9 protein-coding genes are annotated in these 10158 nt (G+C 57.8%); 4 read left to right on the plus strand and 5 right to left on the minus strand.

The window, feature by feature from the left end:
• Positions 1 to 5: 5 nt before the first annotated feature.
• The 3 genes from CAF74_RS26985 to CAF74_RS26995 are packed head-to-tail and all read left to right on the plus strand — an operon-like array spanning position 6 to position 3507.
• Complete coding sequence (locus tag CAF74_RS26985; protein WP_085748362.1) at positions 6 to 671, plus strand: YjbF family lipoprotein; 666 nt, start codon at positions 6 to 8, stop codon at positions 669 to 671.
• Positions 668 to 1432 (plus strand): capsule biosynthesis GfcC family protein, encoded by a 765-nt coding sequence (locus CAF74_RS26990; protein ID WP_371855520.1) that lies wholly within the window; start codon positions 668 to 670, stop codon positions 1430 to 1432. The genes CAF74_RS26985 and CAF74_RS26990 overlap by 4 nt, the downstream gene beginning before the upstream one ends.
• A complete protein-coding gene (locus tag CAF74_RS26995) occupies positions 1429 to 3507 on the plus strand; it encodes a YjbH domain-containing protein (protein WP_085748363.1) in 2079 nt (692 codons plus the stop codon). Before CAF74_RS26990 ends, CAF74_RS26995 begins: the two co-directional genes overlap by 4 nt.
• A gap of 362 nt (positions 3508 to 3869) precedes the next feature.
• On the opposite strand, the gene CAF74_RS27000 is transcribed toward CAF74_RS26995, so the two are convergent.
• The 3 genes from CAF74_RS27000 to CAF74_RS27010 all read right to left on the minus strand — a co-directional run bounded on the left by CAF74_RS27000 (position 3870) and on the right by CAF74_RS27010 (position 7336).
• The gene (locus CAF74_RS27000; protein ID WP_064598067.1) at positions 3870 to 5264 is read right to left on the minus strand and encodes an undecaprenyl-phosphate glucose phosphotransferase; all 1395 of its coding nucleotides are present in this window, start codon (positions 5262 to 5264) and stop codon (positions 3870 to 3872) included.
• Between the two features lie 381 nt (positions 5265 to 5645).
• On the minus strand, positions 5646 to 6305 hold the full coding sequence (locus CAF74_RS27005) for a helix-turn-helix domain-containing protein (protein ID WP_085613143.1): 660 nt from the start codon (positions 6303 to 6305) through the stop codon (positions 5646 to 5648).
• 290 nt (positions 6306 to 6595) lie between these two features.
• Positions 6596 to 7336, minus strand: a complete 741-nt coding sequence (locus tag CAF74_RS27010; protein ID WP_039772760.1) for a winged helix-turn-helix domain-containing protein — start codon at positions 7334 to 7336, stop codon at positions 6596 to 6598.
• Positions 7337 to 7842: 506 nt separating this feature from the next.
• Between CAF74_RS27010 and CAF74_RS27015 the strand changes: the two genes are divergently transcribed.
• Positions 7843 to 8676: an undecaprenyl-diphosphate phosphatase gene (locus CAF74_RS27015; protein WP_007951638.1), complete on the plus strand. Its 834-nt coding sequence runs from the start codon at positions 7843 to 7845 to the stop codon at positions 8674 to 8676.
• On the opposite strand, the gene CAF74_RS27020 is transcribed toward CAF74_RS27015, so the two are convergent.
• Positions 8677 to 9048 carry a DUF2388 domain-containing protein gene (locus tag CAF74_RS27020; protein WP_085748364.1) on the minus strand — a complete coding sequence of 124 codons (372 nt, stop codon included), beginning with the start codon at positions 9046 to 9048 and terminating at the stop codon, positions 8677 to 8679.
• Positions 9049 to 9132: 84 nt separating this feature from the next.
• Positions 9133 to 10128, minus strand: a complete 996-nt coding sequence (dusA, locus tag CAF74_RS27025) for a tRNA dihydrouridine(20/20a) synthase DusA (RefSeq protein WP_011335151.1) — start codon at positions 10126 to 10128, stop codon at positions 9133 to 9135.
• Between the last annotated feature and the right edge of the window lie 30 nt (positions 10129 to 10158).

The following is a 10158-nucleotide window of genomic DNA, read 5'->3' on the forward strand; positions in this document are numbered from 1 at the left end:
CGACTGTGAAAACGTTGAAAGTGGGCGTGTGCCTGATGGCGGCCGTTTTGTTGAGTGGCTGCAATCCGCTGATGAGCGCTTCGTTGAACAACCTCAAGTCCGCCGTCATCGGACCGGATGAACTCGATGTGTCGGCGGAGCAGGTGGCCGGGGTCAAGTATCCCCAGCTCAAACTGACCACACCGTCCGGTTCCGGGGTGTTGGCGCTGGTGCGCGAGCGCGAGGACCTGCAGTTCTGGGTCGCCTCCGGCAAGCAGGTGCTGCTGATGCGCGACGGCCTGGCCATGCGCACTGTCGGCCTCGGCGTGGACGGCGATCTGGACGGCACGCGTCTGTCCGATGACTCGCCGTTCAAACAGGGCCTGCATCGCATCACCGACGGCTACACCAGCCGCCGCTGGATCGACCTCTACAAGGGCCAGGAAGTCGGGATCATCATCAACAGCCGCTTCTCCCGAAAATCCCTGGAAACCCTCGACATTCTCGACAAGGAATACTCCGTGCTGCGCGTCGATGAGCAGATTGACGCGCCGGCCATCGGCCTGCGCGCGACCAACCGTTACTGGGTCGATCCGGTGGACGGTTTCATTGTGCAGAGTGAACAGCAACTGACCTCGCAGTTGCGGGTCAGGATCGTGCAACTGACCCCTGACCGCAGGCATGTCCCGTGAAGCGGCTAAGAGCGCTCTCGGCGTGCCTGATGTTGCTTGCCGGTGCCAGCGAGGCCGCGGTCATCGTCAGCGGTGATGTCGCCAATCCGGGCCCGATCGAATTGCCGGCGGGCGGACGTTTGCGCGATGTGATCGGCGAGGCTGTACCGAATGCCGAAGGTTATTGGCTGGCGGGCGTTCTGTTGCGTCAGTCGCTGCTGGAGGAACAGACGCGGCTCAAGGTCGGCGTGCTGTTCGATCTGGACGTGCTGCAGCGCATGGCCATGCTGTTCGACAAGCCGAGTCGTGCGGCGCTGGCACAACGACTAGCCGAGCAGGTCCGGCAGATGCCGGTGACCGGGCGGCAGATCGCCGATCTCGATCCGGTGGCGGTGGAAGTCGGTTTCGCCCGCAACATCCGCCTCGACGATGGCGATCAGTTGATCTACCCGAAACGGGTCGACGAAGTCGAAGTGCTGGGCGCCGTCGCCGAGCCGTGCCGTTTGCCTTATCAGCCGTTGCAGGAGGCCCGTGAATACCTGCAGGGCTGCACGTTGCTGACGGCGGACGCCGATGCCGATTATCTGTGGCTGATCCAGCCCAACGGCGAATCGCGGCGGGTCGGCATCGCCCACTGGAACCGCGAGAGCGGGCAGATGCCCGTGGCCGGCAGCAAGATTCTGGTGCCGGTGAAAAACGATGATCTGGATCCGCCTGTCCCTGAACTGAATCAGCAGTTGGCCGAATTGATTGCCACGCAGTTGGCTGAGGTGGTTCGTTGAATTTGCGTTTTGCAGCTGTGTTGTTATTGCCGTGTGGCCTGGTGCATGCCGAGCCACGGATTACCCAGAATGACTTCGGCGGCGTCGGTCTGTTGCAGACCCCGACCGCACGCATGTCGCCCGCCGGTGAGTTGAGCGTCAACGCCAACCGCACCGAACCGTACAGCCGATACAGCGTTTCGTTGCAGCCGCTCGACTGGCTGGAAGGTTCGTTTCGCTACACTGCCATCACCAACCGCCCGTACGGTTCCGAAGCGCTGAGCGGCAGCCAGAGCTATAAGGACAAGGCGGTCGACGCCAAGGTCCGGCTGTGGCAGGAAAGCCACTGGGCGCCGGAAGTGGCGCTGGGCTTTCGAGACATCGGCGGTACCGGTCTGTTTGCCAGTGAATTCTTCGTGGCCAACAAGCGCTATGACAATTTCGATTTCAGCGCCGGCATCGCCTGGGGTTACATCGGTAATCGCGGCGATGTCGACAACCCGTTGGGTTCGATCAGTGACCGCTTCAACACTCGCCCTGATCTGGAAGGCACCGGTGACGTCAACGCCGGCTCGTACTTTCGCGGCAAGCCATCGTTTTTCGGCGGTGTGAGTTACCAGACGCCCTGGGACCGTCTCAGCCTGAAGCTCGAATACGAAGGCAACGACTACAAGCACGAGCCCAAGGACAACATCATCAAGCAGGACTCGCCGATCAACCTCGGCGCGGTGTTCAAGGTGACCGATTCTGTCGATGTGAGTGCGGCCTGGGAGCGCGGCAACACGGCGATGTTCGGCATCACGTTCCACACCAATTTCGTCAGCCGCAAGGCCCCGGCCAAGACCTTCGACCCGCCGGCCGAACCGCTGCCGGCAAAGGCGCCGAGCACGACGATGGAGGAGGTCAACTGGGCCGACGTATCCCGCCGCTTGCAGCAGAACGCCGGCTACAAGGTCGAGCGCATCACCCAGCGCGATTCCGAACTGATCGTGTACGGCGAGCAGCAGCGCTATTTCCATTCGCCCAAGGCTGTCGGCCGCGCGAGCCGGATCCTCGACAACAGCGTCAACGACGACATCGACTGGTTCACCGTGGTCAACAAGCGCTACGACCTGCCGCTGGAAGAAACCAGCGTGCCCCGGCAGACCTTCCGCGAAGTGATCAACAACGAAGAGCCGCTGGAGTCGCTGCACCGCACCACCGAGATCAACCCGGCGATGCCGCGCAACGAGAAAACCCTCTACACCGAAGCGCCGCAGCACTTCAATTACGGCGTCGGCCTGGGCTTCAAACAGAACGTCGGCGGCCCCGATGGCTTGCTCTATCAGTTCACGGCGGATCTGGACGCCGAGTACCGCTTCAACCGCAACACCTGGTGGAACGGTCTGCTGAGTCAGAACCTGATCAACAACTTCGACAAATTCACCTACGACGCACCCAGCGGCCTGCCGCGCGTGCGCACCGACTTGCGTCAGTACCTGACCACCTCGGACACCACCATGCCGCTGTTTCAGGTCAGCCACGCCGAGCAACTGGACAAGGATTTGTACGGCATGGTCTACGGCGGTTATCTGGAATCGATGTTCGCCGGGGTCGGGGGCGAGGTGCTGTTTCGTCCGACCGGCAAGCGCTGGTCGATCGGTGCGGACCTGAACTACGTGCGTCAGCGTGAATTCGACCAGGGTTTCGGCCTGCGTGATTACTCGGTCTGGACCGGCCACGTCACCGGCTACACCGACCTGCCATTCGACACGCTGGCCGCGGTCAGCGTCGGGCGTTACCTGGCGGGCGACTTTGGCGGCACGGTGGATATCTCCCGCGAGTTCTTCAACGGCGTGCGCTTTGGCGCCTGGGCGACCATCACCACCGCCGGCAGCGCCGAGTATGGTGAAGGTAGTTTCGACAAGGGGCTGTACCTGTCGATTCCGTTCGACGAAATGATGAGCATGTCGACCATGCGCCGCGCCAACCTGGTGTGGGCACCGCTGACCCGTGACGGTGGCGCGCGGCTCAACCGCAGCTTCCAGCTGCATTCGATGACGGACAGTCGGGAAGGGGACATGTTCTACCGCAACTTCGGGAAGATTACCGAGTAGGTTCGGGGGAGGGGGGAGTCAAAACGGGAGCCTGATGGCTCCCGTTTTGGTTTGTGGTGAAGGGTAATCTTGATGCAGCCGTGATTGCTGTGGGAGTTGGTGTGTTCCAGGTTCAAACCTGATGTTGAATGATCCGGCGCCTTCGCGGGCAAGCCCGCTCCCACAGGTTTTTAGGTGATGCCGTAATCTTCGCCACTCCTCGAAACTTGTGGGAGCGGGCTTGCCCGCGAAGGCGTCCGCTCAGCCGACATCAAAACATCAGACTCTCCTCGGCCGCAGAGCCCTCCGCCAACCCCCAAATCCCGCCCACAAAAAAGGGGACTTTCGTCCCCTTGCGGTGTTGCCTTCTCAAGCCCTGCGTCTCAGTAAATATCCTTCGACAACAGCGTAAACGGCGTCTTCACCAGAATTTTCAGATCCAGCCACAGCGACCAGTTATTGATGTACTTCAGGTCGATCTCGACACGCTTTTCCATTTTGTCGAGGGTGTCCGTCTCACCCCGGCAACCGCTGATCTGTGCCAGGCCGGTGATGCCCGGTTTGATTCGGTGGCGGGCCATGTAGGCGAGGATCTTGCCCGAGTAGTAGTTGTTGTGCGCCACGGCATGCGGGCGTGGGCCGACCAGTGCCATGTGCCCTTGCAGCACGTTGAACAGTTGCGGCAGCTCGTCCAGCGAAGTGCGACGGATAAAGCGACCGACCGCGGTAATGCGCGAATCGTTGCGGCTGGCCTGCTTGACGTCACGGTCATCGTGCACGCGCATCGAGCGGAATTTCCAGACCTTGATCACCTTGCCGTTCCAGCCATGGCGATCCTGCTTGAAGAACACCGGGCCCGGCGAGTTGAGTTTCACCGCCAGGGCCACGGCCAGCAGCACCGGGCTCAACAGGATGATGGCCAGCAGGGCGACGGCTTTTTCCACCAGGCTTTTGCTCAGCGCAGCGGTCGGGCGGCTGGTCAACGGGCTTTCGTTGAGGTAGATCGCCGGCAGGCCATCCACGACTTTCACCGAGTGATTAAGCAGTGTCAGGCTGTTCAGATCCGGCACCCAGACCACGTCAACGTTGGCATCCAGCAAGTCCACATACATCGCCTCGATCTTGGCGGCTTCCGACAGTGGCAGGGTGATGTACAGGCGGCGGATGTCGTGGTTCTGGATCAGCTCGAGCAGTTCGTCCTGAGCGCCGACAACGCGCGGGGCGTCCGCTTCCAGCGACGGGGTATCGCCGTTGCTGACCAGACCGACCAGCGGCAGGTTTTCGTGCTGGCTCAACTTCTTCGCCAGACCCAACGCCAGTTCGCCGGTGCCGACGATCAGGGTCTTGTGTTCGCTTTTGCGCGACCGCTGGTAGAACTTCGAGAACGCATGCAGCGGTGCGTACAGCAGCGCCTGACCGAGGAAACCGTACACCGCCCATTCAAGAATGACCTGGCGGGAAAACAGCGCATCGGCCTTGCAGATGAAGGCGATGAACGCCAGCCCGGCCATGGTCATGAACCAGCCCATGAACAGTCGACCCAGCCCGGTCAGGTAATTGTCTCGCTTTCGATACGCGCCGCTGAAGGTATAAGCCGGCACCGAAGCCAGTACCGCCAGGATCGTGCACATCCGATAGTAGAACTCGACGGTGCCCGTGTGCTGTTCGGCCAGTATGAACAACAGGGAAACAATGAAACTCTGTGCCAGCGCCCATTGGCCCCAAAAGGTCAGTCCCTTGAGGCCGGTGTTTCGATTGATACGAAGAGAAAGATCCATACGATATCCCCAAAAGACGTCCATTCAGGTTTCGACAGTAGAAAACCGAGTTGTTAAGCAGACTTGTTATTGTTGTTTGAGCCAGTGTCCTGAGGTAACAACGCCGGAATGCGGAACTGTCGTCAGTCAATAGACTAAGTTATTGTCGGGGATGCTGTCTGACGAGTTCTAACAAGATGGCACAGTGCCAAATTATTTGAATTTCCAATATTCAAACGTTAGAAAAGGTCGAAAGGCAGGGGGTGAATAATCAATATTGTGTTTGCTATCGTAGGTGGGGTCAGGAGGCGGGTATAACCAGGGAGGGGTGAAACCAAACAGAGTGCTTTTTTATTTTTGTAATCGCACTTGTATCTGTTTGTCTTGTAGGGGGGATGTTGTTTAGGCAACAACTTCCTGGATCAGGCAATAACCGCGATTGCGCACGGCACGAAACAATCGTTCACCGTTGCTGGCGTTCTTGAATTTGTCTTGAAGACGGCTCAGGCACATTTCCAGTCCCCGGTATTGCTCCGGCTCGCGGCCGATGCTGAGGATCAGATCGTCGCGACTGACAACGCGATCTTCATGGTGCAGCATCTTGCGGACCAGTGCGGTTTCAAGCCCGGTGAGACTGATCTCGACACCTTCTTTCGTCAATGCGCCCTGATCATTGTCCAGATGCCAGGCTTCGGTGCAGGGCGCGTCGGATTCGATCGTTCGGGAAGTATCAGCGGGGTTTTCGGACATGGCCGTGGAATTGTGGAATGAATGCGCCGATTGTGCGGCCAGCCATTCCGATTCGAGGGTGGCCAATATGCGCTGGGTATCATGTTCGATGCTACGTGCGACATGCTTCCTTGTGCCGCGTGGGTAAGTGAACTCCATCAGCATCGGAGTGGAAGAGGGCGAAGCAACACCTTCAATAAACATTTGTGCCTGAGACGTGCCAAACGAATTGAAACGCTCACTGGAGAGAATGCTCTCGAGTTCGCGCTGCGACGCTGAGCTGTTAGTCACGACAACAAAGTATTTTCTTGGGAGGGTCGTGCTGGTTTCCATGTCTCTCTCCTAAAGTACACACCAAATTTGGCGAAAAAATAATGGCAGGCGAGCAATGTTTTCCTCGGAATTAATCGATCAGGCAGGGTCTGGGCCCAAAGATGGCCTCGATAAGTTCCACTCGGTCTGCGTTAGAGTAATGGTTTATTGTTATGTTTAAGTGTTGCAGCGCTCATGCAATTGACAGCTTTTTATTAGATATGTGACGCGGTTAAAACTATGAGAAAGCGGATGTTTGAAGCGTTGCATCAGACGTTCCCTCGTATGCTGCAAAAGAGTGTTTCCCTGAATCAAGGAGTTGAGATCAACCCCCTCATCAGACGATAGCCATACCCGCGAATGCTCTGTATGGCGTTCGTACCGTACACGTCCTTGATTTTCCCACGCAAGCGGCTGATGGATTTTTCCAGCGCCCGAGGGTCGTAGAATTGGGTGTTCAGCCCCATGATGCTGGCGATTTCATCGTGGCTGAGAATGTGATTGCCGGTCTGCGCAAAGGCTTGCAGGATCTTCATTTCGGCAAAGGAGATATCCAGTTTCTTGCTGGTGTCCGAGAGGCAGATGCGGGTGGGGTCCAGCACCAGGCTGATATCCCGCTGCCATTCTTCGCTGTCGAAAAACTCACCCAGCAGTTCCGCGCTTTCATCGGACAAGGTATTGAGTTTGATACAGAAGTCGGCACCGGCCAGAAAGTACTTGATCTTGTTGTGGGCGCCGCGACCCGTGATCACTGCACAAATAATCGGCTTCAAGTTGTCGTTGCGCAGGTTTTCCACCAGTGCAAGGTTATCTTCGAGTGCCTGAGGGCTGTCGATGATAATGAAGATCGCCCGATACAGGCCGTGATATTCGTTGTGCTGATATGAACTAATGTAGGCGTCGGCTTCAACAGCCACACCGCTCTGCACATGCTTTGCGATTAGCGCGCTAAAGTGTTCAGCCACGCCACGGGTACGACCCAGGGTGAGAACACCTGGTTCGTCGCTTGTGCGGCGCGGGCTTCTAGTCGCTAAGTTACCTGTGAGCATCATGCATTGACTCGAAAAGGTGCTGACATCGGGATGTTAAAGCACCGGTTCTCATCTGTGACTGACAATTGGTAACATTTGGACGAATTTTAGACGTGGCTCCCGAGTTTTCTAACAATAATTAAGCGATTCAAGCTTTTAGTTGATTTTTTCGGGGCTGTGAACTAACGGAATTGAGGCCGTTAGATGGTGGCAATATGGAATGGTGCCACTATTTTGTAATTATCGCGAGCTGTTTTTATGTCCCTTGGCCATCACTCAACTGCATACGTATCAGAGCAGTGTGAGGTGGGTCACATTTTATGGGGAGGCCTGTCTTTTGGCTATAACGTCGACAAGTTCACACACGGACGTTTATTAACATGCCTTGAGTGTGGCTTTTGATAAGACATATTCTCCGTCCCCGAGTCGGGCAATGGGTGTACATCTGCCAATTGTTTTACTTCAGATACTCAATGCCTGAATGCATTTAACAGGGCGCCCGCAAAGAGCGCTCTGACGGAGGATTAATGGATTTACTGACCTTGTTCAAGGTGCTGATTCTTGGGGCGGTAGAAGGCCTGACCGAGTTCCTGCCCATTTCCAGTACGGGCCACCAGATTATTGTTGCCGACTTGCTGGAATTCGGCGGTGAACGCGCCATGGCGTTCAACATCATTATTCAACTGGGCGCCATTCTGGCGGTGGTCTGGGAGTTTCGCCCGAAGATCTTCGAGATCGTCAAAGGCCTGCCGACCCAAAGCAATGCCCAGCGTTTTACCCGTAATCTGCTGATCGCCTTTTTCCCGGCAGTCATTCTCGGCGTGTTATTCGCCGACACGATTCATGAATACCTGTTCAACCCGATCACCGTAGCGGTTGCATTGGTGGTGGGCGGCATCGTGATGTTGTGGGCCGAGCAGCGCGATCATGTAGTGAGCGTCGACCATGTGGACGACATGAAGTGGGCCGACGCCCTGAAGATCGGTTGCGTACAGTGCCTGGCGATGATTCCGGGCACGTCGCGTTCCGGTTCCACCATCATCGGCGGTCTGCTGTTCGGCCTGTCACGCAAGGCCGCCACGGAGTTCTCGTTCTTCCTGGCGATGCCGACCATGGTCGGTGCCGCAGTGTATTCCGGCTACAAGTACCGCGAACTGTTCCAGAGCAGCGACCTCCCGGTCTTCGCCCTGGGCTTCGTCGTAGCGTTCATTTTCGCGATGATCGCCGTGCGCGGCCTGCTGAAGTTCATTGCGAACCACAGCTACGCCACCTTCGCCTGGTATCGGATCGCCTTCGGCTTGCTGATCCTTGCCACCTGGCAATTTGGTTGGGTCAACTGGACGGCGGCCGCAGCCGCCTGATCATTGACTGCTGATCAGTGCAGCGACGGCGAGGTCGCTTAACTCGGTATCGGGCGATTCATGACGAAACCGCTGCAAGGCTGACGTGAAATACGCAGCCTTCAGCATGCCGTCGCTGGCTAGATAAAGCCGCGCGTCTTCCAGCTCCTCGGGGGAGTAAACGCGTTTATGGCTGTCGGTGGTTTCTTGCGAGGCTGTAAAAGGCGTGAGCAGCAGGGAAGCAAGCGAGAAACCAGACAACTTGGTCACCTCCCATGGCGTATCGGTATTACCCAGACACAGCCCGTCGCAGTGGGCCTGGGCATTAGGCGTGGCGCAAAACAAGGCAAGGAGGGTGCAACGCTTGAAACCTGAGAAATTCAACGCGGGCATAAACAAAAGACATCCTGTCAGTACATCAAAAGAATTACATCAGCGGGCAACAGTCATTCGTTGCCCGCGTATTCAAAGCATCGATCAACGACCCGCCAGCAACTCCGCTGCCTGATCCAGCAACGCCAGCGGATCCTTGGCCTTGTGGATATCCACCGACAACAACTGACGAAACTTGCGCGCCCCCGGGAAACCGGTGCCCAGGCCCAGCACATGCCGGGTGATGTGATGCATCGCGCCGCCGGCCAGCAAATGCTCGGCTATATAAGGCCGCAACTGCGCCAGCGCCTCGGCCCGGCTGATCACCGGCGCGCTGCTGCCGAACAACTGCTGATCCACCTCGGCCAGCAGATAAGGATTGTGATACGCCTCGCGCCCCAGCATCACGCCGTCAAAGGTCTGCAAATGCTCATGGCAGGCCTCCATCGTCTTGATCCCGCCGTTCAGAATGAACTCAAGCTCCGGAAAATCCGCCTTCAACCGCGCCGCCACGTCATAACGCAACGGCGGAATGTCCCGGTTCTCCTTCGGCGAAAGCCCCTCCAGAATCGCAATCCGCGCATGCACCGTAAAACTGGTGCACCCGGCATCACGCACCGTGCCGACGAAATCGCACAGCTCCTCATAACTGTCCCGCCCATTGATCCCGATCCGATGCTTCACCGTCACCGGAATCGACACCGCATCACGCATCGCCTTCACACAATCCGCCACCAACTGCGGATGCCCCATCAGGCACGCCCCGATCATATTGTTCTGCACCCGATCACTCGGGCAGCCAACGTTCAGATTCACCTCGTCGTAACCGTGCTCCTGCGCCATACGTGCACAAGCGGCCAGGTCCAGCGGGACACTACCGCCCAACTGCAACGCCAGCGGGTGCTCGGCTTCGTTGTGACGGAGGAACCGCTCGTGATCGCCGTTGAGCAGAGCGCCGGTGGTGACCATTTCGGTGTAGAGCAGGGCGTTTTTCGACAGGATGCGTAGGAAGTACCGGCAGTGACGGTCAGTCCAATCCATCATCGGCGCGACGGAGAAACGGCGGGAGAGTGGGGCAGGTGTGGCGGTGATTGGGGGCATTGGGGGTACGGAATCGGTGTGGCTGGGAGG

Source organism: Pseudomonas sp. R45(2017) (genome assembly GCF_002112305.1).
Taxonomy (GTDB): Bacteria; Pseudomonadota; Gammaproteobacteria; order Pseudomonadales; family Pseudomonadaceae; genus Aquipseudomonas; species Aquipseudomonas paraglycinae.

Coding starts and splice junctions, on each gene's coding strand:
- CAF74_RS27020 (WP_085748364.1), bottom strand. CDS start 9,048: ATGCCCGCGTTGAATTTCTCAGGTTTCAAGCGTTGCACCCTCCTTGCC.
- dusA (WP_011335151.1), bottom strand. CDS start 10,128: ATGCCCCCAATCACCGCCACACCTGCCCCACTCTCCCGCCGTTTCTCC.
- CAF74_RS27015 (WP_007951638.1), top strand. CDS start 7,843: ATGGATTTACTGACCTTGTTCAAGGTGCTGATTCTTGGGGCGGTAGAA.
- CAF74_RS27000 (WP_064598067.1), bottom strand. CDS start 5,264: ATGGATCTTTCTCTTCGTATCAATCGAAACACCGGCCTCAAGGGACTG.
- CAF74_RS27005 (WP_085613143.1), bottom strand. CDS start 6,305: ATGGAAACCAGCACGACCCTCCCAAGAAAATACTTTGTTGTCGTGACT.
- CAF74_RS27010 (WP_039772760.1), bottom strand. CDS start 7,336: ATGATGCTCACAGGTAACTTAGCGACTAGAAGCCCGCGCCGCACAAGC.